Annotated in this window: 25 protein-coding genes, 1 tRNA gene and 2 pseudogenes; 13 read left to right on the top strand and 15 right to left on the bottom strand. The window is 70.6% G+C overall.

The window, feature by feature from the left end:
- A pseudogene (locus J7E93_RS24540) lies at positions 1-251 on the bottom strand (hypothetical protein); the annotation flags it as partial.
- 184 nt (positions 252-435) lie between these two features.
- On the opposite strand from J7E93_RS24540, the gene J7E93_RS24535 reads away from it, so the two are divergent.
- Positions 436-509: transfer RNA gene (locus J7E93_RS24535), tRNA-Lys, on the top strand.
- A 342-nt stretch (positions 510-851) separates the two neighbouring features.
- Here the strand turns inward: J7E93_RS24535 and J7E93_RS24530 are convergent.
- The 5 genes from J7E93_RS24530 to J7E93_RS24510 form a co-directional block, all read right to left on the bottom strand.
- Positions 852-1,520: a class F sortase gene (locus J7E93_RS24530; protein WP_215072099.1), complete on the bottom strand. Its 669-nt coding sequence runs from the start codon at positions 1,518-1,520 to the stop codon at positions 852-854.
- Between the two features lie 2 nt (positions 1,521-1,522).
- On the bottom strand, positions 1,523-2,203 hold the full coding sequence (locus J7E93_RS24525) for a PT domain-containing protein (RefSeq protein WP_215072098.1): 681 nt from the start codon (positions 2,201-2,203) through the stop codon (positions 1,523-1,525).
- An 82-nt stretch (positions 2,204-2,285) separates the two neighbouring features.
- Positions 2,286-3,065: an HAD-IIA family hydrolase gene (locus J7E93_RS24520; protein WP_215072097.1), complete on the bottom strand. Its 780-nt coding sequence runs from the start codon at positions 3,063-3,065 to the stop codon at positions 2,286-2,288.
- A 178-nt stretch (positions 3,066-3,243) separates the two neighbouring features.
- The gene (locus J7E93_RS37875) at positions 3,244-4,302 is read right to left on the bottom strand and encodes a hypothetical protein (protein ID WP_215072096.1); all 1,059 of its coding nucleotides are present in this window, start codon (positions 4,300-4,302) and stop codon (positions 3,244-3,246) included.
- A gap of 124 nt (positions 4,303-4,426) precedes the next feature.
- Complete coding sequence (locus J7E93_RS24510; protein ID WP_308368770.1) at positions 4,427-5,686, bottom strand: ROK family transcriptional regulator; 1,260 nt, start codon at positions 5,684-5,686, stop codon at positions 4,427-4,429.
- Positions 5,687-5,741: 55 nt separating this feature from the next.
- On the opposite strand from J7E93_RS24510, the gene J7E93_RS24505 reads away from it, so the two are divergent.
- A complete protein-coding gene (locus tag J7E93_RS24505) occupies positions 5,742-6,824 on the top strand; it encodes a Gfo/Idh/MocA family oxidoreductase (protein WP_215072095.1) in 1,083 nt (360 codons plus the stop codon).
- A gap of 116 nt (positions 6,825-6,940) precedes the next feature.
- Complete coding sequence (locus J7E93_RS24500) at positions 6,941-7,414, top strand: heme-degrading domain-containing protein (RefSeq protein ID WP_215072104.1); 474 nt, start codon at positions 6,941-6,943, stop codon at positions 7,412-7,414.
- On the opposite strand, the gene J7E93_RS24495 is transcribed toward J7E93_RS24500, so the two are convergent.
- The 4 genes and pseudogenes from J7E93_RS24495 to J7E93_RS24480 all read right to left on the bottom strand — a co-directional run bounded on the left by J7E93_RS24495 (position 7,401) and on the right by J7E93_RS24480 (position 10,085).
- On the bottom strand, positions 7,401-8,258 hold the full coding sequence (locus tag J7E93_RS24495) for a fumarylacetoacetate hydrolase family protein (protein ID WP_215072103.1): 858 nt from the start codon (positions 8,256-8,258) through the stop codon (positions 7,401-7,403). The two genes, J7E93_RS24500 and J7E93_RS24495, sit on opposite strands and share 14 nt — an antisense overlap.
- Before the next feature lie 162 nt (positions 8,259-8,420).
- A pseudogene (locus J7E93_RS24490) lies at positions 8,421-9,097 on the bottom strand (YidC/Oxa1 family membrane protein insertase).
- Positions 9,098-9,183: 86 nt separating this feature from the next.
- Positions 9,184-9,477: a DUF6412 domain-containing protein gene (locus J7E93_RS24485; protein ID WP_215072094.1), complete on the bottom strand. Its 294-nt coding sequence runs from the start codon at positions 9,475-9,477 to the stop codon at positions 9,184-9,186.
- Between the two features lie 38 nt (positions 9,478-9,515).
- Positions 9,516-10,085, bottom strand: a complete 570-nt coding sequence (locus J7E93_RS24480) for a helix-turn-helix domain-containing protein (protein WP_215072093.1) — start codon at positions 10,083-10,085, stop codon at positions 9,516-9,518.
- 135 nt (positions 10,086-10,220) lie between these two features.
- On the opposite strand from J7E93_RS24480, the gene J7E93_RS24475 reads away from it, so the two are divergent.
- The gene (locus J7E93_RS24475; protein ID WP_215072092.1) at positions 10,221-11,639 is read left to right on the top strand and encodes an MFS transporter; all 1,419 of its coding nucleotides are present in this window, start codon (positions 10,221-10,223) and stop codon (positions 11,637-11,639) included.
- Here the strand turns inward: J7E93_RS24475 and J7E93_RS24470 are convergent.
- Complete coding sequence (locus J7E93_RS24470; protein ID WP_215072091.1) at positions 11,597-12,385, bottom strand: class E sortase; 789 nt, start codon at positions 12,383-12,385, stop codon at positions 11,597-11,599. The genes J7E93_RS24475 and J7E93_RS24470 overlap by 43 nt on opposite strands.
- Before the next feature lie 63 nt (positions 12,386-12,448).
- On the opposite strand from J7E93_RS24470, the gene J7E93_RS24465 reads away from it, so the two are divergent.
- Complete coding sequence (locus J7E93_RS24465; protein ID WP_215072090.1) at positions 12,449-13,459, top strand: SEC-C domain-containing protein; 1,011 nt, start codon at positions 12,449-12,451, stop codon at positions 13,457-13,459.
- A 6-nt stretch (positions 13,460-13,465) separates the two neighbouring features.
- Here J7E93_RS24465 and J7E93_RS24460 read toward each other — a convergent pair whose 3' ends face one another.
- Together J7E93_RS24460 and J7E93_RS24455 are read right to left on the bottom strand one after the other, a co-directional pair.
- Positions 13,466-14,563: an MrcB family domain-containing protein gene (locus J7E93_RS24460; RefSeq protein ID WP_215072089.1), complete on the bottom strand. Its 1,098-nt coding sequence runs from the start codon at positions 14,561-14,563 to the stop codon at positions 13,466-13,468.
- 83 nt (positions 14,564-14,646) lie between these two features.
- Entirely contained in the window at positions 14,647-15,270 is a 624-nt protein-coding gene (locus J7E93_RS24455) for an ATP-binding protein (protein WP_308368771.1), read from the bottom strand.
- A gap of 184 nt (positions 15,271-15,454) precedes the next feature.
- On the opposite strand from J7E93_RS24455, the gene J7E93_RS24450 reads away from it, so the two are divergent.
- From J7E93_RS24450 to J7E93_RS24440, 3 genes are read left to right on the top strand one after another with little or no spacing between them, the layout of a single operon-like run.
- A complete protein-coding gene (locus J7E93_RS24450; RefSeq protein ID WP_215072087.1) occupies positions 15,455-16,303 on the top strand; it encodes a helix-turn-helix transcriptional regulator in 849 nt (282 codons plus the stop codon).
- Positions 16,300-16,521 carry a DUF397 domain-containing protein gene (locus J7E93_RS24445; protein WP_215072086.1) on the top strand — a complete coding sequence of 74 codons (222 nt, stop codon included), beginning with the start codon at positions 16,300-16,302 and terminating at the stop codon, positions 16,519-16,521. The genes J7E93_RS24450 and J7E93_RS24445 overlap by 4 nt, the downstream gene beginning before the upstream one ends.
- 53 nt (positions 16,522-16,574) lie before the next feature.
- Complete coding sequence (locus J7E93_RS24440) at positions 16,575-17,138, top strand: HD domain-containing protein (protein WP_215072085.1); 564 nt, start codon at positions 16,575-16,577, stop codon at positions 17,136-17,138.
- On the opposite strand, the gene J7E93_RS24435 is transcribed toward J7E93_RS24440, so the two are convergent.
- Both J7E93_RS24435 and J7E93_RS24430 read right to left on the bottom strand, forming a co-directional pair.
- On the bottom strand, positions 17,126-17,593 hold the full coding sequence (locus tag J7E93_RS24435; protein WP_215072084.1) for an NUDIX hydrolase: 468 nt from the start codon (positions 17,591-17,593) through the stop codon (positions 17,126-17,128). The two genes, J7E93_RS24440 and J7E93_RS24435, sit on opposite strands and share 13 nt — an antisense overlap.
- Positions 17,580-18,353, bottom strand: a complete 774-nt coding sequence (locus J7E93_RS24430; protein ID WP_215072083.1) for an XRE family transcriptional regulator — start codon at positions 18,351-18,353, stop codon at positions 17,580-17,582. The genes J7E93_RS24435 and J7E93_RS24430 overlap by 14 nt, the downstream gene beginning before the upstream one ends.
- Positions 18,354-18,448: 95 nt before the next feature.
- Between J7E93_RS24430 and J7E93_RS24425 the strand changes: the two genes are divergently transcribed.
- The 5 genes from J7E93_RS24425 (at position 18,449) to J7E93_RS24405 (ending at position 21,960) form a co-directional block, all read left to right on the top strand.
- The gene (locus J7E93_RS24425; protein WP_215072082.1) at positions 18,449-19,174 is read left to right on the top strand and encodes a haloacid dehalogenase-like hydrolase; all 726 of its coding nucleotides are present in this window, start codon (positions 18,449-18,451) and stop codon (positions 19,172-19,174) included.
- Positions 19,175-19,247: 73 nt separating this feature from the next.
- The gene (locus tag J7E93_RS24420) at positions 19,248-20,150 is read left to right on the top strand and encodes a radical SAM protein (protein ID WP_215072081.1); all 903 of its coding nucleotides are present in this window, start codon (positions 19,248-19,250) and stop codon (positions 20,148-20,150) included.
- Positions 20,151-20,211: 61 nt separating this feature from the next.
- Positions 20,212-20,784: a hypothetical protein gene (locus J7E93_RS24415; protein ID WP_215072080.1), complete on the top strand. Its 573-nt coding sequence runs from the start codon at positions 20,212-20,214 to the stop codon at positions 20,782-20,784.
- Positions 20,702-21,379 (top strand): class I SAM-dependent methyltransferase, encoded by a 678-nt coding sequence (locus J7E93_RS24410; protein WP_215072079.1) that lies wholly within the window; start codon positions 20,702-20,704, stop codon positions 21,377-21,379. Before J7E93_RS24415 ends, J7E93_RS24410 begins: the two co-directional genes overlap by 83 nt.
- Positions 21,376-21,960 carry a class IV adenylate cyclase gene (locus J7E93_RS24405; protein WP_215072078.1) on the top strand — a complete coding sequence of 195 codons (585 nt, stop codon included), beginning with the start codon at positions 21,376-21,378 and terminating at the stop codon, positions 21,958-21,960. Before J7E93_RS24410 ends, J7E93_RS24405 begins: the two co-directional genes overlap by 4 nt.
- Positions 21,961-22,060: the final 100 nt, after the last annotated feature.

The following is a 22,060-nucleotide window of genomic DNA, read 5'->3' as shown; positions in this document are numbered from 1 at the left end:
GCGTCCGCCGCGTCCGCCGGGGTGATGGGGAGACGGGCATCCGGAGGCCGGGCGAACGCGCTCACCCCTCCACCACCCAGAACCACGCCCGCGGCCGTCACCAGGACCAGCGCGCGGCGCGCACCGTGCGCCGCCGGGTGGCCGCCTGCCCGTACGGGCAGGCCAAGGGCACGGTCGCGCCGCTGCTGGGCGCAGCCCGCGCAGCCGCAGTCGACCGCGGGCTCGAAGTCTTCGAAGACCGGCACGCTCATGCGATTCCCCTCCACACTCGTCAAGATCTTCTGGCGCTGCTGCACGGGCGCCAGTGTCTCAACTGTCTGGACAAATCGCATTTTGACGGATCGAAGCTACGAAAGGACCATCCGACAGGCCGGAAGCGACCGGTAATGGTCAGGAGCACCCCCGGCCGTCGGGTAAAGTTATGCAGGTCAGCAGGCGCCGCTAGCTCAGTTGGTTAGAGCAGCTGACTCTTAATCAGCGGGTCCGGGGTTCGAGTCCCTGGCGGCGCACGCAGAGTCGAGGCCCCCTCACCGATGGTGAGGGGGCCTCGGTCGTATGAAGGGGCCTCGCCGCGTTCGCTCTGGCGATCAAGAGACGGGATGGTCGACACCGGCGTGGCCCTGGGCCCCGGTGATCGGCGGGGCCCGGCCGGCACCCGGGTCACCTCCTGACGCCTGGCCGCCGGCGCATTGCGACGACGCCATTGCCACAACGCCTACGACGTCCTCGCCTCCGTCGACACCGACACCGACACCGTTCTGCCCGCTCAACCACAAGGAACGGGCGCCAGGTTGATTCCCCTGGCGCCGAGGGATGCGGTAACTCGTCCTGGGCGAAAAGGACTTACGCGGTCAGGTCCGGCTCGTACCGGTGAGGTAGGCGGAGACCACGACATTCGCCGTGTACGTACCGGCCTTGCGGTCGAAGGTGCCGCCGCAGGTGATGAGGCGCAGCTCGGCCCGGCCGGCCTGCCGCTGTCCGTACACCTTCCGGGCGTCGAAGCGCTCCCGGGAGAAGACCTGGACGTCGTCGACGGTGAACTCGGCGACCGAGCCGTCCGCGCCGGTCACCTTGATCGTGGCGCCGGGGCGGGCGGCACTCAGCCCGTAGAAGACGGCGGGCCGCGTCTCGGTGTCGACGTGGCCGACGAAGAGGGCGGCGCCTTCCGCGCCGGGCCGGGTTCCGGTGCGGTACCAGCCGACCGAGTGGGGCATCTCGTACGGCGGCGGGTCCACGGCGCCCGTGGCGTCCAGTCCACGGGCGACGACGGGGGCCGTGATGCCGAGCGAGGGGATCTCCACCCGGCGGGGCTCGGCGGGCTTCAGGGGCCGGTGCGCCGGGGGCAGCGGGACGCCGAGGGGGCGGCCGACCGCCGCGATGTCGCCGTGGGTCGGCGCCGAGCTGCCGCCCGGGCCGTCGGTGATCTCACGGCCCCAGAGCCACAGACCCAGGAGCAGGACCGCCCAGGCCCCTCCGGTCACCATCCGCCCGTTGCCCCCCGGGCGGGTTCCGGAGGACATGGTCAGTCCGCGTCCGCGTCCGCGTCCGAGGCGGTGCCGGTGCGGCTGCGGCGTGCGCTGCGGATGGCGACGGCCACCGCGGCGACGGCGGCCAGCCCCAGGCCGACCAGGGTGTACGGCGTGCCGAGGCCGCTCTCGCTCGCGGTCTGGGCGACGCCCGGCGCCACCAGTCCGGCCGGTACGGCCATGGCCGCGCCGCCGCCCCCGGCCCGGACCGGGGCGATCGGGCTCGGGTGGTGCGTGGGCTTGTGGGTCGGCTCATGCGTCGGCTTGTGCGTCGGCTTGTGGGTCGGCTCGTGCGTCGGCTTGTGGGTGGGGTCCGGATGACGGTGCTGGACGCGGACCGTACCGACGTCCTTGTGGTCGTGACCGTCGCAGGTCACGACCACCTTGTACGTACCCTCACCGAGGTCCGACTTGATCGTCGTGTCGCCGAAGAGGGGAGAGCCGCCGCCGTCCCGGCCGGCGAGCTCGGCCTCGGCGACGAAGGCCCGGGACTTGGCGACGCCGGTCGTGCCCTTGCAGCCCTGGACGCGGATGTCGACATCCGCGCCCGGCTTGGCCGTGGACGGGGTGACGGTGGCCTTCACCCCGTCATGAGCGGACGCGGTACCGGCCGTGGGCGCCAGTACCAGGACGACGGCCGCCCCTGCGGCACGGAGAGCAATGGAACCTGAACGCATCGTGACCTCCTGGTACTGGCAGGGTCACCCGGCTCCGGGGTTTCCGCATCCGCAGCGGCGCGGCCAGGGGACTCCCCTGGGGTCAGACCCGGTCCACGATGTCGGCGATCGAGTTCACGATCTTCGACGGGCGGAAGGGGTAGCGGTCCACCTCGGCCTGGGTCGTCAGGCCGGTGAGCACCAGGAACGTCTGCATGCCCGCCTCCAGGCCGGCCAGGATGTCCGTGTCCATCCGGTCGCCGATCATGGCGCTGGACTCCGAGTGCGCGCCGATCGCGTTGAGGCCGGTGCGCATCATCAGCGGGTTCGGCTTGCCCGCGAAGTACGGGTCCTTGCCGGTGGCCTTGGTGATCAGCGCGGCGACCGAGCCGGTGGCCGGGAGCGGACCCTCGAGGGAGGGGCCGGTCTCGTCCGGGTTGGTGCAGATGAACCGGGCCCCGGCGTTGATCAGCCGGACCGCCTTGGTCATCGCCTCGAAGGAGTACGTCCGGGTCTCGCCGAGGACCACGTAGTCGGGGTCGTGGTCGGTCAGGACGTACCCGATGTCGTGCAGGGCGGTGGTCAGACCGGCCTCTCCGATGACGTACGCCGTGCCGCCGGGGCGCTGGTCGTCGAGGAACTGGGCGGTGGCGAGCGCCGAGGTCCAGATGTTCTCCACGGGCACGTCCAGGCCCATCCGGGCGAGGCGGGCGTGCAGGTCGCGGGCGGTGTAGATCGAGTTGTTCGTGAGGACCAGGAACGGTTTCCCGGTCTCCCGCAGCTTCTTGATGAACGCATCCGCGCCGGGGATCGGGACACCCTCGTGAATGAGGACGCCGTCCATGTCGGTGAGCCAGGATTCGATCGGCTTGCGCTCTGCCATGTGCGGGGACTCCTGCCGTACAGAAATCGTGCGGTGTGCTGGGGGCGCCGCGACAGCGCTGTGGCGACGCCCCCAGCCTAATCACGATGTCTGGATCTTCACCCCGTCGATCACCCAGTACCGGTTGCCGGAACCGGTGGAGCGGAAGGGGAAGGGGTCCGGGCGCGGGGGCGCCGGGTCAGGGGTGACGTCGGCGGCGGGTCGCGATCAGCAGGGCCGTGCCGGTCAGGGCAAGACCCGCGGAGACGGGAGCGAGGGCCGTGACCGACTCCCGGCCCCCGGCCGACTCGCCGCCCGTGACGGCGAGTTCGGGGAGCGGGCGGACCGGCGGCAGGCCGGTGTCATCGCTCGCGCCATCGCTCGCGTCCTGGCGCGGTGGAGCCGTCGCCTCGGGCACCGGGGTCGCCCCCTCGCCCTCCTCCCGGCCCCTCCCCTTGACCTCCTCCTTGACCTTCCCCTTGACCTCTTCCTTGCCCTTCCCCTTGACCTCTTCCTTGCCCTTCCCCTTGACCTCTTCCTTGCGCTCCTTCTCCTTGCCCACCTTCTCGGTCTCCTCGCCGTCCCCGCTCTCCTCCGTGCCTTCGGGGCCGATCCTGAGGCGGTAGTCGCGGGACTCGCCGACCCAGTCGCCGTCGTCGCCCTGGCGCTGCACGATCGCCGCGCCGGCGACCACCTCGTTGGGGGCGGCGTCGGCCCGGAAGGCGAGCCGGACGGGGATGGTGAGGGTGCCGCCCGCGGGGACCTCGAAGCCGGGGAAGCCGGTGAACACACCGATGTTCTCGTCCTCCTCGGTCTCCTCGAAGGGGACGGGCCGCCAGCGGCGGGCCCCGGTGTCGTAGAAGTCGAGCTGGATCTGCGCGGGTCGGAGCACCCGGTCGCGGTCGGCGAGGACCAGGACCGGATGGATGCTGCTGCAGGGCCTGTCGGTGGTGTTGGTGAGGTCGACGGCGAAGGAGCGGGGGTCACCGCCGGGGACGTACAGGGTAGGGCCGCCGTGGATCCGGGTGGCGAGGGGAAAGTCGGGGTCGGTCGCCTTGCCGCAGAGAGGGGGCTTGTCGCGGCGCTCGGAGCCGGCGGCCGAGGCGGAGGCTTCGGAGGCGGGGGTTTCGGAGGCGGCCGAGGCGGAGGCGGCGAACGCGGAGGCCGACGCGGAGGCGGAGGGGCAGGCGAACGCGAGCGCGGCGGTTCCGGTCGTCGCCGCGGTCGCACCGAGGGCGAGGGCGTTGCGCAGTCGCATGGGCGGGTGCCTTTGCTGCTCGCGGGCGTACGGGACGGCCGCGACGCTGCCATGCGGCCACGCCCGGGCAGAGGAGCGACGCGACAGGGCACCCTCGAACGGCCCGAACGACCGCCCGATCAGCCTATTTTCCGAAGATCGGAGCGAGGACCAGCTGGGCGGCGCCCTCGGCGACGGCGTACGGGGTGACGGCGACCCCCGCCGCGAGGCCCAGCCCGGCGAGCACTTCACGGGTGCCGTGGGCGAACTCCTCGGGGGCCGCGAGGACGACCCGGCCGCCGAGGACGACACGGTCGATGTCGAGGAGCCGTACGAGATTCGCGGCCCCGGCACCGAGAACGCGCGCCGCCTCGGAGAGATCGCCACGGGCGACGGCCGCCAGACACAGGACCTCCAGGCAGCCGCGCCCTCCGCAGCCGCAGGGAGGGCCGTCGAGCTGAACGGTCTGGTGCCCGAACTCCCCCGCCCCGGTCCTGGCCCCACGGTGCAGGGCGCCGTCGAGGACGAGGCCGGAACCGAGCCCCGTACCGAGGTGGACGTAGGCGAACGAGTCGGGGGCGGGAGCCTGGAGGGCGAGTCCGAGGGCGGCGGCGTTGGTGTCCTTGTCGAGTTCGACGGGCAGGGCGAGCCGCCGCACGAGCTCGTCCCGCACCGGCACCCCCTCCCACTGGGGATGCCCGGTGACTCGCCCGGGAGTGCCGGTGAGGTGATCGAGGGGCCCGGGCATCGCGACACCGACACCGAGCAGGGCGGGGGCCCCCTCGGTCCCGACCTCCGCCGTCTCCGTCTCCGTCACCGTTGCCGTTGCCGTTGCTGTCGCCGTCGCCGTCGCCGTCGCCGTCGCCGACCCCAGTGCCTCGACCTCCGCCCCGATCGCGTCGAGCACCAGGTCCACGTCCTCGCCCAGGTCGAGCGGCGCCCGCCGCGTCGCGACCCGTACACCCGCGAGGTCCACCAGGACCGCGGTCAGTTCGTCACGGTCGAGGTGCACCCCGACCGCGTACGCCGCCGACGGGACCAGCCGCAGCACCGTACGGGGCTTGCCGCCGGTCGAGGCGCGGTGACCCGCCTCGCGGGCCAGTCCCTCCGCCCGCAGCCGGGCCGTGATCTTGCTGACCGCCTGCGGGGTGAGCCCGGTCCGGTCCGCCAGCTCCAGGCGGCTGATGCCGGCCTCCCCCGCCGTACGCAGCAGGTCGAGCACGAGCGCGGCATTGTGGCTGCGCAGCGCCGGCAGGTTCACCCCCGCCACGCCGCCGACGCCACCCGCACCTCCCACGCCACCTGCACCGCCCACCCCACCGGCACCGGCACCGCCGACGCCGCCCGCGACGCCGGCCCCGACACCGGCGCCCACGCCCCATGCAGCCCTCACGCTCCTGTTCACGAGGCCATTGTCCCCTCCGCTTGCACTTTGGCAACAGCGTTGCTTAAGTGGATCCATGACTGGCACCGACACCGCCCCCCTCCGCGTCGGACTCGTCGGCTACGGCCTCGCGGGCTCCGTCTTCCACGCCCCGCTGATCGCCGCCACCGAGGGCCTGGTCCTCGACACGGTCACGACCGGCAACCCGGAGCGCCAGGCCCAGGCCCGCGACGGGTACCCCGGCGTCCGCGTCGCCGGCTCGCCCGACGAGCTGTGGGCGCGGGCGGACGAGCTCGATCTGATCGTCGTCGCCTCCCCCAACAAGACGCATGTCCCCGTCGCCACCGCCGCGCTCGAAGCCGGCCTCCCCGTGGTCGTGGACAAGCCGGTCGCGGGCACCGCCGCGGAGGCGCGCGCGCTCGCCACCCTCGCCGAGGAGCGGGGCCTGCTCCTCTCCGTCTTCCAGAACCGCCGCTGGGACAACGACTTCCGTACGCTCCGCGCGCTCCTCGCGGACGGCGCGCTCGGGGACGTCCAGCGCTTCGAGTCCCGATTCGAGCGCTGGCGACCGCAGTTGAAGGGCGGCTGGCGCGAGTCCGGCGCCCCGGAGGAGATCGGTGGCCTCCTCTACGACCTCGGCAGCCATGTCGTCGACCAGGCCCTGGTCCTGTTCGGCCCCGCCGTGCGCGTCTACGCCGAGTCGGACGTCCGTCGCCCGGGCGCCGAGGCGGACGACGACACGTTCCTCGCGATCACGCACGCGGGCGGCGTCCGCTCCCATCTCTATGTGAGCGCCACCACCGCCCAGCTCGGCCCCCGTTTCCGGGTCCTCGGCTCCGGGGCCGGCTTCGTCAAGTACGGGCTCGATCCCCAGGAGGCCGCCCTGCGCGCGGGTCTGCGTCCGACGCCGGGAACGCCGTGGGGCGTGGAGCCCGAGTCGATGTGGGGCACGCTGGGCGCCGGGGAGTCCCCGCTGACGGGCGGCGGCACCCCGGTCGAGACCCTGCCGGGCGACTACCCGGCGTACTACGCCGGTGTCGCCGCGGCCCTGCGCGGCACCGGCGACAACCCAGTCACCGCCCACGAGGCCGCCGCCGCGCTCGACGTCCTGGAGGCGGCGAAGCGGTCCGCCCGCGAGGGAATCACGGTGACCCTGTGAGCGCCGAGACCCCCGAGAGCGCCGCGACCGCGCAGACCACGCAGACCCCGCAGACCCCGCAGACCCCGCAGCCCACCGAGGTCTCCCAGGTCGCCGAGACCTCCCGGGCCGCCGAGATGATCTCCGAACTCGAGGCCCAGGAAGCCCGCCTGGTCCTCCCCCACTTCACGTACGACGACGCCTGGACGCTCGGTACCCTCCTCGTCTGCCTGGCGCGCGAGCGGAGCGCGCCCGTGGCCATCGACATCCGGCGCGGCGCGCAGCAGCTCTTCCACTGCGCGCTGCCGGGGTCGAGCGCGGACAACGACGCCTGGATCGACCGCAAGCGGCGAGTCGTCGAGCGGTACGGCGAGAGCTCGTTCCTCGTCGGCACGCGCTTCCGCGCCAAGGGGACGACGTTCGAGCGGTCCTCGCGCCTGGACCCCGACCGGTACGCCGCTCACGGCGGTTCGTTCCCGGTCGCGGTCGAGGGCGCGGGGGTGATCGGCTCGGTCACCGTCTCGGGGCTGCCGCAGGCCGAGGACCACGCGCTGGTGGTCGAGGCGCTGGAGCGACTGAAGGACGCCCCGGGCGCCGTCAGGCGTCCTTGAGCTCCTGACGCTGGCGGCCGAGGCCCTCGATCTCCAGCTCCACCACGTCGCCGGCGCGCAGGTACGGCTTCGGCTCCGGCTGCCCCATCGCCACGCCCGCCGGCGTACCGGTGTTGATGATGTCGCCGGGGTGCAGGGTCATGAACTGGCTGACGTACCGCACGACCTCCGCGACCGGGAAGATCTGGTCCGAGGTGTTCCCGTCCTGCTTCAGCTCGCCGTTGACCCAGAGCTTGAGCGACAGCGCCTGCGGGTCGGGCACCTCGTCGGCCGTGACGAGCCACGGGCCGAGCGGGTTGAAGGTCTCGCAGTTCTTGCCCTTGTCCCAGGTGCCACCGCGCTCGATCTGGAACTCGCGCTCGGAGACGTCGTGGGCCACCGCGTAGCCGGCGACGTGGGCGAGGGCCTGTTCGTCGGTCTCCAGGTAGCGGGCGGTACGGCCGATGACGATCGCCAGCTCGACCTCCCAGTCCGTCTTGGTGCTGCGGCGCGGTACGAGCACGGTGTCGTCGGGGCCCACGACGGTGTCGGCGGCTTTGAGGAAGACGACCGGCTCGGCCGGGGTCGCCGCTCCGGTCTCCGCCGCGTGACCGTGGTAGTTCAGCCCGATGCACACGACCTTGCCGATCCGGCCGACCGGCGGGCCGACCCGCAGCCCCGTCGCGTCGAGCGCTGGCAGCACGCCGGCGGCGAGGGCGGCCCGAATCCGGTCGAGTGCGGCCGCGTCGGCGAGCAGCCCTCCGTCGATGTCGTCGACCAGCGCGGACAGGTCCCGCAGTGTTCCGTCCTGGTCGAGCAGGGCCGGACGCTCGGCGCCCGTCGGCCCGACACGCAGCAGCTTCATGGTCTTCTCCCTGTGGTCGAGGTGGGCCCGGGGGCGGGCCCCGGTGAGCCCCGGCCGATGGAGTGCGGCCATCGGAGATATCGGAGGGTTGGTCGATCCTCCAAGAGAACCGACCACTCTGCAATACCCCGTTCACAACCTGGACCCTTACTCGGCGGTAGCTCAGAGCAGCAGGGCGCGCTCCGCGACGGTCCAGGTGGTGCTGGTGAGATGTAGAGAGCGGCGGCGAGCGGGACCACCGCGACGGTGACGAGCGTGCCGAACGCGAACAGCGGCATGACCTTCGCGAGGGCACCCGCGCCCGGCCCCTGAGGGAGGGCCGCCGCGCTCTCGGCCATCTGGCGCTTCGTACGCCGGTAGCTGTACGTGGCGACGACGGCGACGAACGCGAACAGCGCCAGGTACACGAGTCCGGCGGGGCCGAAGGGGCCGCCGTCGGTGAGCGCGTCGGCCCACCGGTCGCCGAGCGGGGCGGCGAAGAGGCTGTGTCCGGCCATCCGGTCGCCGGCGAAGAGGTGGTACATCAGCAGGAACGCGGGGAGCTGGAGCAGGCTGGGCAGGATCCCGGAGAACGGCGAGACCTTCTCGCGGGCGTGCAGCTCCATGACCTCCTCGCGCAGCCGCTCGGGGTTCTCGGCGTGCTTCGCGCGCACCTCCGCGAGCTGGGGAGCGATGCGCGTACGGGCCTGCTGGCCGCGGAAGGCGGCCCGCGAGAGGGGGTGGATCGCGAGCCGGACGAGCGCCGTGAAGAGGACGATCGCGGCGGCGGTCGCGGCGGTGGCGAACAGCGGCTGGAGCAGGTCGGCGAGTTGCTCGACCAGGGTGGCGAAAACGGACATGGGGAGCCCTCCGAGGGGTCTCGTCGTGCCGGAACGAAGAAGGTCGGCATGACGGAACCGCGGGGCACGCGGGTGTCGGGTATGCCCTACGCGGCCGTCGGGAGGGGACGGCCGGGTGCTCGGGGCCTGCTGCGGCCTGCGGCGTCGGGGTCGCGCTGCGGCAGAAAGGCGGTGCGTTGCTCGCGGTCGCGCAGGGCGGTGCGTACCCGGGTCGGGGGTACGGAGGCGGGCGCCGGGGCGCCGATCAGGGCGCAGACGGCGGTGGCCGCGGCGAGGGCGACGGCGGCGGAGACGCTCGCGCCGTCGGAGAGAAGCAGCTCGGCGACGGCGAGGAGGAAGAGGAGCGGGGAGATCACACGCAGGAACAGGTGCCTGCCCATCTCGCCCCCTTCACACGTCACTTGAACCCTCTCCGCCGTTATACACGATCACTTTCGGAAGGGACGAGGGGAGCGGAGGGAGCCGGGGGCGGGGCGAGGGGGGCTAGGAGCCGGCGGGGCTGGAGCAGGGCGCGGCTGACCGGATCGGCCGGGTCCGGATCGAGTCCGGCTCCGGGACGCATCTCGACCTCGGCGGGCGGTACGGGGACGCGGCAGGCGGGGCACTCGCCGTACGGGCCGAGTTCGGTGCCGCAGTCGGCGTGGTGGAAGTGGCGTACGGGCAGGGCGCCCGGGACCTGGTCGCGCCCCCAGAGCCCGAGGGAGCGCAGGACGGGCCAGAGGGCGAGGCCCCGCTCGGTCAGGACGTACTCCTCGCGCGGCGGCGACTCCCGGTAGCGGCGCCTGTCCAGGACGCCGGCCTCCACGAGCGCCTGGAGCCGGGAGGCGAGGACCGCGCGCGGGGCGCCGAGGTGGACGAGGAAGTCGCTGTAGCGCCGCACACCGTAGAAGGCGTCACGGACCACGAGCAGCGTCCAGCGTTCGCCGACGACTTCGAGGGCGCGGGCGATGGAGCACTGCTGCGCCGCGTAGTCCTTACCGAGGGCCATGGAGCCACTTTACGCGTACATGGTTCATTCACCGAACCAACGGTGCTAGCGTCCAGCAGCAAGGTTCAATGAACGAACCAACCGTAGGGTGGGCGGCCTGCCTCCCCGACGGCCCGACGGAAGGGGTCTCCCGCCATGCCCCCGCGCTCCCCCGCCCCCACCGCCGTCGGCGCCCGGCCGCCCGCGACGGTCCGGCGCCCCACCGCCACGCTCGCGGTGACCAGCGCCGCCACCGCGGTCACGCTGATGAACTACACCGCCCCGATGCTCACCCTCCCGGACATGGCGGCGTCCTTCGCCACCCCGGCCTCGGCGCAGGCGTGGCTGCTCAACGGCACCCCGCTCGGCCTCGCCGTCCTCCTCCTGATCGCCGGCAGCCTCGCCGACGACCACGGCAGGCGCCGGGTCTTCCTCCTCGGCACCCTGGCGCTCGGCCTCACCACCGGCCTCGGCGCGTTCGCGACCTCCACACTCACCTTCACCCTCGCCCGCGTCGCCCAGGGGGCGGCGAGCGCGGCCGTCCTGGCGGGCAGCCTGGGCCTACTGGCCCACGCCTTCCCCTCCGGCCCGGACCGGATCAGGGCGACGGGCGTCTGGGGGGCGTTCGTGAGCGCGGGCATCGCACTGGGCCCGCTGCTCGCGGGCGCGCTGAGCCTGATCGACTGGCGCCTCGCGTACGACGTGCTGGCGGTGGCCGCCCTGATGGTCGCCGCGCTGGGCACCCGTACCCTCACCGAATCCCGCGCACCGCGCGGCGGCCGGCCCGACGTCGCCGGGGCACTCGCCCTCGGCCTGGCGCTCGCCGCCCTGCTCACCGCGCTCACCCTGGGCCGGGACGGCTGGCTGCGCGTCCCCGTCGGCCTCCTGCTGCTCGGCGCGGCCGCCTTCACCGCGGTCTTCGTGGCCGTCGAGCGCCGGAGCCGTACCCCGATGATCGACCTCGCGCTCCTGCGCCGCCCGGCGTTCCTGGCGGCCACCTCCGGGGCGCTGTTCACCGGCCTCGCGGTGATCGGCCTGTTCAGCTGCCTGCCAGCGCTCCTCCAGCGCGGAATGGGGATGTCACCGCTGGGAGCGGCGTGGATGTTCGTCCTCTGGTCGGGCACGGCGTTCCTCGTGGCGCTCCAGGCCCGCCGACTCGCGGGCCGGCTGGCGGCGCACCACCAGCTGGCCGTCGGCTTCGCGCTCTCCACGGCGGGCGTCCTCGGACTCCTCGGCGCCCTGGACGGGGACGGCTCCTGGCCTCGCCTCCTGCCGGGCCTGTTCGTGTCGGGCGCCGGCAGCGGCCTCCTGAACGCCGCTCTGCCGCGCCTCGCCGTCGACTCCGTACCGCCGGAACGGGCCGCGATGGGGTCCGGAGCCAACAACACCGCCCGCTACATCGGTTCGGCGGCCGGCGTCGCTCTGACGCTCGCGCTGTCGCCGGCGGGCCCGGACACGGCGCTGGTGGTGTCGGCGGCACTGGGGCTGGCGGGGGCGGCGGTCACCTTGGGCGCGGCCCGCGTACGGTCCGATCACTCCGACGGAACGAGCTTCGCCCACACGATCAGCCGGTAGGCGGAACTGAACTCGGGCGTACACGTCGTCAGGGTGAGGTAGGAGCCGGGCGAGGAGTACCCGTAGGAGGGCTTGACGAGGGAACGCGGGACGGACGCGATGACGCCGGTGTCACGGGGGGCCGTCCGCGGCAGGACCTGGTCGACGCGGTAGACGTACTCCCGGTCCCTGGTCCGTACGGTGATCTCGTCCCCGACCCGGAGCCGGTTGATGTACCGGAAGGGCTCGCCGTGGGTGTTGCGATGCCCGGCGAGCGCGAAGTTCCCGGGACGCCCCGGCGCGGCGGTACGGGGGTAGTGCCCGACGTACCCCTTGTCGAGGACGGACCGCTTGCCCACGCCGCGGGCGATGGGGGCGGTGAGGCCGATGCGCGGGATGCGCAGGACGGCGTAGGTCGCTCGGGACACGGGAGGGGCGGGGGCCTCGGGGACGGCATCCGGCTCGACCGTGGGATCGGCGGCCGAGGGGTCCATGGTGGTCCCGGACCCTGCCTCCCCCTGGGGTGGGGGCTCGGCCTGGGGATCGGGCTCGGGCTCGGGTGATCCCTCCCACTCCCGCTCCAGGACACGCACCTGCTCCGTGGCCTCGGCGCGGGCCTGCTGGTTCGTCCACCAGAGCTGGTGCACGACGAGGAGAAGAAGGACGACACCGCAGGTGACGACGGTCTCGGCGCAGGCCCAGAGGACGCGGGCGGGTACGCTCCGCACCCCGCGCGCCTGAACGACGACCGGCACCCTGTCCCGCACGCGGGGCACGATAAGCGCTGACGAGCCAACTCTCCAGGGCCGTACAGCAGTACGGTGGTCGGCATGCGCCCCGACACGCCTGCCGACCACACCACCGAAGCCGAGCGCCTGCTGCGCACCGCCGCGCAGTACCCCGAGGACCAGGAGCCGCTGCTCCTCCAGGCCGCGGCTCACCTGGAACTGTCGGGCGACCGCGCCCGCGCGACGCAGCTGTACGACACGCTGCTCTCGTCGTCCCCCGTCGACTCTCCCCTGATCCGTGCGCTGAAGGCGGCGAACCTCTGGGAGTACGGCCACGAGGCCGAGGCGAGGGCGATCATCGACGGCGTCCGGGCGGCGGCCCCCACGGAGGCGGCGCCATGGGAGATCGTGGTGGAAACCCTCGAATCCCATGACGAGCTGGAGCTGTCGGAGGCGATCGCCACGGAGGCGGCACGGCTCCTGGCACCGACGGCCTCGGACACGGCGCTCCCCCACGCCACGCAGTCCCTGCTCCTGACCCGCCACCGGGTCCGCAGACTGCTGGCGCTCCCCCACGACGACTGGGACACCCTGGCGGACGCCCTCCACACGGCGGACGTGCCGCTGGACGAGCTCCACGACCCGAAGCGCCTGTGGTCCCTGGGCTCCTCGGACCCGGCGGAACTCCAGGCCGAGATCACCCGTCTCCGCAGCGAACTGGGCTCCTACCGCACGGCCCTCTCCCGCCCCTTCCCGGTGGCGGTCCTCCACTGGCCGGAGGCGGAACTGGACGAGCTCCTGACGTCGTACCCGGAACTCGAATCCGAGTACCCCACCTACCGCGCCCACCTCACGGACATCGAGGCCTCCCTCCGCGAACTGGCCCAGGCCGGCACCCCCAACCTCGGCATCGTCCCGGCGACGGTCCCCTCCTACGAGGCCTTCGCCGCCTCCGAGGCCTCCTCCCCGGCCAACGCGGACCTCCTCCCCCAATACGCCACCACCCTGGCAGCCCGCGGCCGCGCCACACCTTGGCCCCCGCCCCGCGGCGCGGCGTGCTGGTGCGGCTCGGGACGGACGTACGGGGAGTGCCACGGGGGCGACCAGGAGTGACGCGGACTACGCCGAGGCGAGCCCCCATTCGTGTGCCATGGAGGAGCCGCCCCATCGGGCGCCTTCCCGCCAGATCGAGGCGATTCCGCGCTCCTCCAGGTACGGGGCGTAGACACCGATCTCTTCGGAGAAGAGCCCTATGAGGAAGGGTTCGCACTGCCGCTCGTAGAGAAAGTGGCGGTACTCGTAGAGTTGCCCAACAGCCTCACGGACCGCCTTCGTCGGGTTTCCACTACGAACAACCTTCGCTTCGATCAACCACTCGGCGTCCATCTCTGCCTCGGCGCCGGAACGCCGCAGCACGAGGTCTTTAGGATGCTGACCTCGCGTGATGGGGGAATATCCACGCTGCGCGACGTAGTGGCCGAAGTCTTCGATGAGCTTCTCGTGATTTCGCTGCTTGACCTGCTGTCGGGCCGTAATCTGCGCCACGTACTCGCTGCTGTTCTTTGGGTGGAATCCCGCGAGCGGATCGGCTACCGGCTGAGCGTGGCCGCCCGGCACGTAGGACATCTCAAGGGCATCCGCGTCGTCGCTCATCCACCAGACACGGTCGGCCTCCTCCGCCCGCCGCAGTGACTCTATGGCGACGAGCAGGTCCTCCATCAGCGCGACATCACTGGGCAGAGCGGCCGTGTCGTACGACTTGGCGATCACGCTGGCCGCCTCGTAAGCCCGGGGTCGAGCCGCCTTGTCTCGGAGTTCGGGCTCGTCTCCCCATCCCTGCCGCTCTTGCCGCCTCACGGCCCGGCGGAGGCGCGCCGCATGATGACGCAGGTGTGCCTCCCGCGCGACCCCCCTACCCAGGCGATCCTCCAGCCAGGTAATGCCCTGCTGCAGGGTCAGGGTCACGTTCTTCAGATCGGCGCTGAATATATACGCGAGGTACAGCCCCTTCTTGGGATCCCTCTCCCCTCGCTCATCGAAGATCCCGATCCACGGGGTCGCCGCCGGAGTCGTCTGTCCCCCGTGCCCCTTGGCCTTGAAGCCCGGTGGAAGGGCGAGATCCGTACGACTCGCCACCCTTCGCAGCACCTGCTGCCCCTTCACGTCACGCGTCGAGCCGGCGGTGCGGTCGTATGTGCTCGCGACCTCGCTGAGCATGTCTCGAATCCCCATGCGGAGAATCTAGATCAGGTACGCCCGCCACACACTGGATCTCACCTAACCCCGTCAACGCATGCGTCTCATACGCCTGACTCGAATCGCGCCTGAGCCATATCCAGCACGTCATCAGCGTCGAAGCCGTGCGCAACCATCCAGTGGAGGAGATCCACGATCACATCGATCGCGGCGTCCTTGGCCACGGCCCCGCTCAGCCGACTTGCGTTCACCGCGCGCGGAGACGCCACCGCGCCGTAGAGACAGATCATCGCTTCCGCACGCGTGACGCGGACGCCGCCAGCATGCCCATTCGGCGTGGACAGATCGGTCGCGATCTCGCACCACGTCACCTTGTGATCCGATCCGAGCAGGACACCCCACCGGTCCGCCATCGCGTTCACCAGCGCCATGCCGCGTCCCGACTCGGAGTCAGGGTCAACCGCGACCAACGTCGGCAGCGCCCGGGAGTCAGGATCGCGTACTTCAAGGCGCAGGTACGTGCCTCTCATGGAGAGACGGAGCGCTGTCGGCGTCCCCACACCCACATGCCGAATGACGTTCGCGACGAGTTCGCTGACACACACCTGAGCTACTTCTGTCTGCCGCGGCAACCCCCAGGCCTTCAAGTGGAGCCTCACAATGCGCCGAAGCGCGGCTACTTCCGCCGGCTCAGCCAGGAAGGGAAACTCCCACGACTTCCGAACCATGCATCCGTCTCCGTTCATACCAGTCCTCCCAGCCTCTCGCCCATGACGGAGCGTCATGACTGGCTAGCATCGCGTTACACATCCCCTCATGCAATGTGCACTGTGGGATTCCCACCATCGAGTGATTGGCAAGCCAGCGCCGCGACGCGGAGACTGAATCCCCGCTACGGAAAAGAGGGTTGAGATGGCCGGTTCGCCTACGGCACGTCGTCGACGGCTGTCGATCGAGCTGAAGAAACTGCGCGAGACCAACGGGTTCACGTGCGCACAGGTCGGAGAGGCGCTCGACTGGAGTGGGTCCAAGGTCAACCGCATGGAGACGGGCACCGGTCGGGTACAGCCGTCAGACGTCGACGCGCTGTGCCGCTTCTACAACACCGACGACGAACTTCGAGAGTTCCTCAAGTCGCTGGCACGGCAAGCCAAGACGAAGGGCTGGTGGCAGGCTCACGGCAACGGCATCCCTGCCTGGTTCTCCATCTACATCGGCCTGGAGCAGGACATTTCGACGTTCCGGCAGTACCAGTGCGAGTTTCTACCTGGGCTGATGCAGACCCCCGCGTACGCCGTCGAACTGCATCGCGCTACCAATCAGATGACTGAGGAAGACATCCAACGAGCGGTGAAGGTACGAATGGAACGTCAGGCGATGCTCACCCGCGCGAACGCCCCGGACGCCTGGTTCGTCGTCCATGAGAGCACTCTGTGCAATATCGTCGGCGACCGGGCGTTGATGCGGGACCAGCTTGAACGCGTTCTTGCCTCGCTAGAGCTACCGAGTGTCACTCTGCAGGTGCTGCCCTTCGACGCCGGCTCTTATCCCGCCACGGGTTCGTTCACGCTGATGGGCTTTCCTGATCCCGAAGACCCAGACATCGTGTACCGGGACGGCATCACTGATGCCATCTACCTGGAGGGAGCCGATGATGTACGCGAGTACACGAGAGCCTTTGACAATCTGCGGGCTGCTGCGGCGAGCCCTCACCGTTCGGTCCAGCTGATCAACTCGCTTCTCAAGGAATACTCACAATGAACGATCCGCACGCAACGAGCGCTGGGCCGGCACAGTGGTTCAAGTCCTCCTACAGCAACGGCTCCGGTGGCGAGTGCATGGAGTGCGCGAGGGCTGGCGAAGCGACGCTCGTAAGGGACTCGAAGCGCCCTAGGGGACCCGTGCTGGCCGTGACTACGGATGCCTGGCAGGTGTTTGTTGCGGCAGTCGCGCTCAGAGGCCGTCACCATGCGCGCTGAGCGGAGTGTCCAGTGCGGACTGGTCGGGGCAGTTTCGGGTTGGGGAGCGTGGCATGGACGATCTGATCGTGGAGTGGGCGACGCGGGTGGCGGAGGCAGAACTCAGAGCCGTGCTTCCGCGGCGGTGGGCGCACACGCAAGGGGTAGCAGTCCGTGCCACTGATCTCGGGGGCATCCTCGGCCAGGACGCCAACCTGCTGACAGCGGCAGCGCTTCTCCATGACGTGGGGTACGCGCCCCGGCTCGCCGTAACCGGCTTCCACCCGCTCGACGGCGCCCGGTTTCTCCGCGACGAGCACGGGGCCGACCAGCGACTGGTGCGGTTGGTTGCGAACCACTCGTTCGCGCTCCTGGAGGCCGAGGAGCGCGGACTGCGGGAGGAGCTGGCGGCGGAGTTCCCGCTGCTGGAGGAGCCGCTGTTGGTGGACACGCTGGTCTACTGCGACATGACGACTACACCCGACGGCGGCCGGACCACCGCCGAGGAGCGTGTCGCGGAGATCCGGGGCCGCTACGGAGATGACAGCGTGGTCGGGCGGTTCATCCGTCGGGCGGAACCGGAGATCTTCGCCGCCGTGGGGCGCGTGGAGGCGGCCCTGGCGGCTCAGCCCAGGTAGGGGTAGGTGCCGGCGAGGTAGTCGCCGATCTGCTGGCGCATGCTGGGATGGATGTCGTACTGGTCGAGGTCGGCCGGCTGGACGAAGCGGACGCCGTCGGCCTCGTCGTTGATGGTGGGCTCGCCGCCTACGGGGCGGCCGATGTAGGTGTTCTCGTACTGCTGGCGAATCTCGCCGTCGGTGTAGGCGACGATGTGGTTCGGGTTGGTGTAGACGCCCAGGAAGCCGGTGATCTCGGCGACGATGCCGGTTTCCTCCAGGCATTCCCGTACGGCGCACTCGGCTGCCGTCTCGCCGATGTCCTGGGCCCCGCCGGGGAGGGCCCACTGGCCGGTGTCGCGACGCCGCTGGAGCAGGATGGCACCGCTGTCGTCGACGACGAGCAGGTTGCTGGCGGGGATGAGGGTGTTCGCCTTCGGGGCGGCGGGGTCGTTGTAGTACTCAGTCCTGCCCATGCGAGGCGGTCCCCTTCTGGTCGGGTGTCCAGGGCCGTGCGCCGGCCCAGACGGCTTCGAAGCTCTGAGCGTAGTTGGCGAACCACCCCGTGCCGTCAGCCTTGTTGAGGTGGAGGAGGGAGTTGGCGCTCGCCGGCTGGCCCCACACGTGCGGGTTGACCAGCAGGTTGTCGTCGTAGCGGAACAGGGACGTGTAGAGCGTGGTGTCATGCAGCCGCACTTCGCATCCCGCCTCGGACAGCAGGGGCCGGTAGTACGTCAGGGAGGCCCGGATCTTCGCAGCCAGGGTGTCGCCGATGCCCTCCTCCCGGCCCCGGATGGCGACTGCCTGCCCCTCCGGGTCGCCGAAGCAGAGGCGCACCCGAACACCGTCGGCGGCGCGCTCGGCGAGCATCTTGGCGACATGGGGGTTGGACTGCGCGAAGAAGGTGCCTGAGAAGACGAGGACGCCAATCTCCTCCCGGGCCTCCCGCAGCAGGGAGAGCCACATGTCCCGCGGGACGCTCGCGCGGTTCTGGTAGGTGCCGACGAGCTCGGTCCCTAGTCCGTCACTGGACCGCACGGCCCGTCGGGCCTGGGCGGGCCAGAGGAACGTCTCCTCCACCCTCAGATGACGCGCGACCCGGAATCGGTGCCGACGATGGGGAACGCGCCCGCCAAGCCAGCGACTTACCGTCTTCGGATCCACCTCACAGACCTCCGCGAGCGATTCGGGTGGGACACCGCGCTGGGCGAGTACGGAGTGCAGTCGCTCGTTCACAGAGGTATGGAAGCGGTGCCCGGCGTGATCACGCAAGGACGGTATGGGTCGTTCTCGTAGAACGGGGAGGCGCGCCAGGTACCTACCCTGATGGAATGCAGCTCATCGTCCTCTGGGATATCGACCACACTCTCATCGAGAACGCGGGGGTGAGCAAGGAGATCTACGCTGCCGCCTTCTCGGCGCTTGTGGGACGTGGGCCGTCCGGGCCGGCGCGGACAGAGGGGCGTACGGATCGCCTGATCATGCGCGACATGTTCCTTAGGGACGGTCTGCCGGAGCCGGACTGGCCCGTTGTTGAGGCCGCCCTCGCCCGTGCCGGAGAGGAGCGTCTCGGCGATCTCCGGATGAGGGGGACCGCTCTGCCGGGCGTACGTGAGGCTCTCAAGGCGGCCTCGGCACATGAGGACTGGGTGTCTTCGGTCCTGACTGGCAACATCGCCGCCAACGCCCGAGTGAAGCTGTCCGCGTTCGGCCTCGATTCCCTGCTGGACCTTTCCGCGGGCGCTTATGGCGCGGACGCCGAGCTTCGTCCCGACCTTGTCGCGGTCGCCCGCGAGCGGGCCCGGCGGCTCCACGGCGTGCCTGCCGACGCGCCCGCCGTACTGGTGGGGGACACACCGCGAGACGTCGAGGCGGCGCTGGCCACGGGCTCCGGGATCATCGCGGTCGCCTCGGGTATCCACAGCGGCGAGGAGCTGTCAGCGGCGGGCGCGTCCGTGGTGCTGCCGGACCTGTCGGACACCGCGCGGCTTCTCGGGATTCTGGAGACTTTCGCGACGTACGGAAAACGTCCCAGGACGTCCTTGGGCTGTCCCTAGACGCGGTGACGCGGTCCCCGGACGCTCGGCCACTATCGGGGCTCCCATCAGGCAACCAGTCTAAGGAGCCGAAGTGATCGGGGAAGTCACCGGGATCCGGAAGATCCGGATGCTGTACCTCCAGCTGCTGTACCGCTGTAACTTCGAGTGCGACCACTGTTTCCACGGCAAGAGGCTCCAGCACGCCGACGCCTTCACCGCTGAGCAAGCCATCAACATCATCACGCTGATGCGCGAGCAGTACGGCACCGAGGCCGTCACCCTGCTCGGCGGGGAGCCGTTCGTCTACAAGGACCTCGCCCAGGTCGTCCGACACGCCAAGGAGGAACTGGGCCAGCAGGTCGAGATCTGCACCAACGGGTACCGGATCGAGCGTCGTCTGACCGAAATCGCTCCCCACCTGGACTTGTTGAGGGTCTCCCTGGAAGGCGTCGGCTCGACCAACGACCGCATCCGCAGGTTCGGCAGCTACCAGGCAGCGCTCAGTGCGCTCAATCTCGCGCGGGAGCTCGGCGTGACGACGGGCGTGACCATGACCGTGACGTCGCGGAACGTCGACGAGGTGCTGCCCCTGGCCCGCATCCTGCAGAAATTCGGCGTCCAGCAGCTCAAGCTGCACCACCTGCGCGCGGTCGGCAACGCCGCAGACCACCCGGAACTATTGGTCACCGACCCGACCGCCTACGGCAGGCTCCGCGAGGAGCTTCAGACTGCCGCACTGTCCATCGACGTCATCGTCGACGAGGACCTGTCCGAGCACGGCGCGCCGGAGATCTGCGCGCCGGCCGACGGCCCGGGCGAGATCGAACGGATCGAGGCCGACCCGCGCGGTGCGCTCACCATGTCCTGCAAGGCGGTCGGCAAGGACTCGCACGCGTTCTGGTACGAGAAGTCCGCCAACCGCATCGCCCACCGGCCCTCCGCAACGGACGAACTCACGCTCGCGGTGCCGGACGTGGTGTACGCCCGTGCCTGACCACCCGCTTTTCGAGAGTCTCGAAGGCTTACGGGGCACCGGTAAGTCGACCATCGCGCCGATGCTGGCCGAGGCCCGCCAGGCCGTCCTCGTCCCCACCGTGCCACCCGTCTTCCAGCCCCTGAGGCGGGAGGTGGACAAGCGGAGGAATGTCGAGGCACGGATGTGCTTCTACCTCTCCGCGCTGTTCACCGCGGCCGACGAGATACGGCGCTACCTGACGGCCGGCGTCCCGGTCGTCGTGGAGAGCTACTTCGCCCGCTGCCTGGCCAACCACCGTGCCCTCGGGACTGGCCTTCGCGTCACCCTGCCGCCCACCCTGCCCCGGCCCGTCACCTACTACCTCGTCTGCGCCGAGGACGAGCGCCGTCGCCGCCTCGCCGCGAGGGACAAGCCGGTCTCCCACTGGGACGCCCTCGTCGAGACGGTCACGGACAGAGTGACCGACGCCTACACCCCGTTCCCGATGCGCTGCGTGGACACCACAGACCTCAGCCCCGACGAGGTCCTCCAAGCGATCCTCGCCTCCGACACGCAAGGAGCACACTCCCGTGCGCACACAGAGCCTGTGGGAGCACACCCTTACCTTCTTCCCTCAGTTCCTCGCCACGCTGAGGGAACGGGTCGCCCCTGACGCCACCGTCGCGGTCGTCGGGGCGAGCGACGGCAAGTTCGTCCTGCCGCTCGCCACTGCCGGATATCGCGTCCTCGCCATCGAACGTGACGCGCTCTCCCTGCACGGGGGCGAGGTCAGCCTCCCGGGTGACACACGAGCCCATGCGATGGGCCTGATCGACAGGCTCAAGCTCGAAGGTCTCTACGACCAAGTGCGGCTCGCCGAAGAGGACTTCCTTCACGGCGCGCCCTTGAACATCCCGTGCGACGCGATCTGGACGAGCTGCTCGTGGCACTACAGTGCCAACCACCACCGCCCGCTCGCCGAGTTCGTCGATCGCATGCAGCGCCTGGTCCGCCCGGGCGGTCTGTTCGGCGCGGAGTTCATGATGCCCGTCGAGAAACGCCACCACCTGGTCGAGCACTACACCTCCCCCGAACGCCTGCGGCACCACTTCGTCGGCGACTGGGACGTGCTGCTCACACTGCGCACGAACGAGTTCACCGAGCGCGCTCACATCGGTCAGCTCAAGGACCACACCCACCGCATGGGCCTGCTCCTCGCGGCCCGTACGTCCACCCTCCCCCACTCATACAGAAAGAAGGACTCATGAAGCACGAGTACGAGGCGAAGTTCCTGGCCATCGACGTCGCCGACCTTCAGGCCAAGCTCACCGCCCTCGGCGCCGTCCAGGCGTTCCCTCGCACCCTCCTCACCCGCAAGATCTTCGAGAACGACAACCTCGACGGAGGCGCGTGGCTGCGCCTGCGGGATGAGGGCACCCGCTCGACGCTCACACTCAAGCAGGTCACCGACGCCACGACGATCGACGGCACGACCGAGATCGAGACCGAGGTCACCGACCTGCACGCCATGGCCGACATCCTGCGCCGCCTCGGCCTCACCGAGGTCCGTTACCAGGAGAACTACCGCGAGGAGTGGCGCCTGGGCGAGGTCGCCTTCGACTTCGACACCTGGCCCGACCTTCCCACCTTCGTGGAGATCGAGGGCCCCGACGAGGCATCGGTCCGGCAGGCGGCTGCACTGCTCGAACTCGACTACTCCCACGCTCGGTTCGGCAGCGTCGACGAGATCTACAAGAGCGAAGCGGGCCGCGACATCCTCGCCGAGCCCACCCTGCTCTTCGCCGATGCTCACCGGAATCAGGCGAGCCCGGCGCCAGCCGCTAGTTAGAGGGCTTCGCCAGAGCCTCCCCCACCCGCCTTCACCGGAAGTTCACGTTTCCGCCGCGCCTCGCACTCATCCGTGGCAGCATCGGTGCTTCTCCGTAAGC

It is taken from the genome of Streptomyces sp. ISL-36 (assembly GCF_018614205.1).
Taxonomy (GTDB): domain Bacteria; phylum Actinomycetota; class Actinomycetes; order Streptomycetales; family Streptomycetaceae; genus Streptomyces.
Note: the sequence above shows the minus strand (reverse complement) of the source record. Positions and strands in the feature narration are given on the sequence as shown.

What these genes read in the sequence shown, in the direction of transcription:
- J7E93_RS24425 (WP_215072082.1), top strand. Translation starts at nt 18,449, where the DNA reads ATGCAGCTCATCGTCCTCTGGGATATCGACCACACTCTCATCGAGAAC.
- J7E93_RS24495 (WP_215072103.1), bottom strand. Translation starts at nt 8,258, where the DNA reads ATGAAGCTGCTGCGTGTCGGGCCGACGGGCGCCGAGCGTCCGGCCCTG.
- J7E93_RS24480 (WP_215072093.1), bottom strand. Translation starts at nt 10,085, where the DNA reads ATGGCCCTCGGTAAGGACTACGCGGCGCAGCAGTGCTCCATCGCCCGC.
- J7E93_RS24405 (WP_215072078.1), top strand. Translation starts at nt 21,376, where the DNA reads ATGAAGCACGAGTACGAGGCGAAGTTCCTGGCCATCGACGTCGCCGAC.
- J7E93_RS24455 (WP_308368771.1), bottom strand. Translation starts at nt 15,270, where the DNA reads ATGGTTCGGAAGTCGTGGGAGTTTCCCTTCCTGGCTGAGCCGGCGGAA.
- J7E93_RS24505 (WP_215072095.1), top strand. Translation starts at nt 5,742, where the DNA reads ATGACTGGCACCGACACCGCCCCCCTCCGCGTCGGACTCGTCGGCTAC.
- J7E93_RS24435 (WP_215072084.1), bottom strand. Translation starts at nt 17,593, where the DNA reads ATGGGCAGGACTGAGTACTACAACGACCCCGCCGCCCCGAAGGCGAAC.
- J7E93_RS24530 (WP_215072099.1), bottom strand. Translation starts at nt 1,520, where the DNA reads ATGTCCTCCGGAACCCGCCCGGGGGGCAACGGGCGGATGGTGACCGGA.
- J7E93_RS24475 (WP_215072092.1), top strand. Translation starts at nt 10,221, where the DNA reads ATGCCCCCGCGCTCCCCCGCCCCCACCGCCGTCGGCGCCCGGCCGCCC.
- J7E93_RS24485 (WP_215072094.1), bottom strand. Translation starts at nt 9,477, where the DNA reads ATGGGCAGGCACCTGTTCCTGCGTGTGATCTCCCCGCTCCTCTTCCTC.
- J7E93_RS24450 (WP_215072087.1), top strand. Translation starts at nt 15,455, where the DNA reads ATGGCCGGTTCGCCTACGGCACGTCGTCGACGGCTGTCGATCGAGCTG.
- J7E93_RS24460 (WP_215072089.1), bottom strand. Translation starts at nt 14,563, where the DNA reads ATGCTCAGCGAGGTCGCGAGCACATACGACCGCACCGCCGGCTCGACG.
- J7E93_RS37875 (WP_215072096.1), bottom strand. Translation starts at nt 4,302, where the DNA reads ATGCGACTGCGCAACGCCCTCGCCCTCGGTGCGACCGCGGCGACGACC.
- J7E93_RS24415 (WP_215072080.1), top strand. Translation starts at nt 20,212, where the DNA reads ATGCTGGCCGAGGCCCGCCAGGCCGTCCTCGTCCCCACCGTGCCACCC.
- J7E93_RS24520 (WP_215072097.1), bottom strand. Translation starts at nt 3,065, where the DNA reads ATGGCAGAGCGCAAGCCGATCGAATCCTGGCTCACCGACATGGACGGC.
- J7E93_RS24525 (WP_215072098.1), bottom strand. Translation starts at nt 2,203, where the DNA reads ATGCGTTCAGGTTCCATTGCTCTCCGTGCCGCAGGGGCGGCCGTCGTC.
- J7E93_RS24500 (WP_215072104.1), top strand. Translation starts at nt 6,941, where the DNA reads ATGATCTCCGAACTCGAGGCCCAGGAAGCCCGCCTGGTCCTCCCCCAC.
- J7E93_RS24465 (WP_215072090.1), top strand. Translation starts at nt 12,449, where the DNA reads ATGCGCCCCGACACGCCTGCCGACCACACCACCGAAGCCGAGCGCCTG.
- J7E93_RS24440 (WP_215072085.1), top strand. Translation starts at nt 16,575, where the DNA reads ATGGACGATCTGATCGTGGAGTGGGCGACGCGGGTGGCGGAGGCAGAA.
- J7E93_RS24445 (WP_215072086.1), top strand. Translation starts at nt 16,300, where the DNA reads ATGAACGATCCGCACGCAACGAGCGCTGGGCCGGCACAGTGGTTCAAG.